The organism is Campylobacter sp. 2018MI10, assembly GCF_018501175.1.
In the GTDB taxonomy this organism is placed as follows: domain Bacteria; phylum Campylobacterota; class Campylobacteria; order Campylobacterales; family Campylobacteraceae; genus Campylobacter_E.
This window is the reverse complement of record NZ_JAHCZD010000066.1, coordinates 1-525: the sequence shown is the minus strand read 5'-3', so window position 1 is coordinate 525 and position 525 is coordinate 1. Positions and strand designations below refer to the sequence as shown.

The following is a 525-nucleotide window of genomic DNA, read 5'->3' as shown; positions in this document are numbered from 1 at the left end:
GGCTTAAAATTTATAAAATTCCTGAAGGCTCAAGAACGGCTAAAGGAAAAGCAGTGGTAAATCTTATTAATTTACAAGCTGAAGAAAAAATCATGGCTATTATTCCAACCACAGATTTTGATGAGAGTAAATCTTTATGTTTCTTTACTAAAAATGGTATTGTAAAGCGTACAAATTTGAGTGAATATCAAAATATCAGAAGTGTAGGAGTTAGAGCGATCAACTTGGATGAAAATGATGAGTTGGTAACTGCTATTATTGTTCAAAGAGATGAAGATGAAATTTTTGCCACTGGTGGTGAAGAAAATTTAGAAAATCAAGAAATTGAAAATTTAGATGATGAAAATCTTGAAAATGAAGAAAGTGTAAGCACACAAGGTAAAATGCTCTTTGCAGTAACCAAAAAAGGTATGTGTATCAAATTCCCACTTGCTAAAGTGCGTGAAATCGGCCGTGTAAGTCGTGGGGTGACGGCTATTAAGTTTAAAGAGAAAAATGACGAATTAGTAGGTGCAGTTGTTATAG

1 protein-coding gene is annotated in these 525 nt (G+C 33.1%); it reads left to right on the top strand.

The window, feature by feature from the left end:
- The coding region (locus KJR01_RS09680; RefSeq protein WP_284467025.1) for a DNA gyrase C-terminal beta-propeller domain-containing protein at positions 1-525 on the top strand (525 nt) is incomplete at both ends.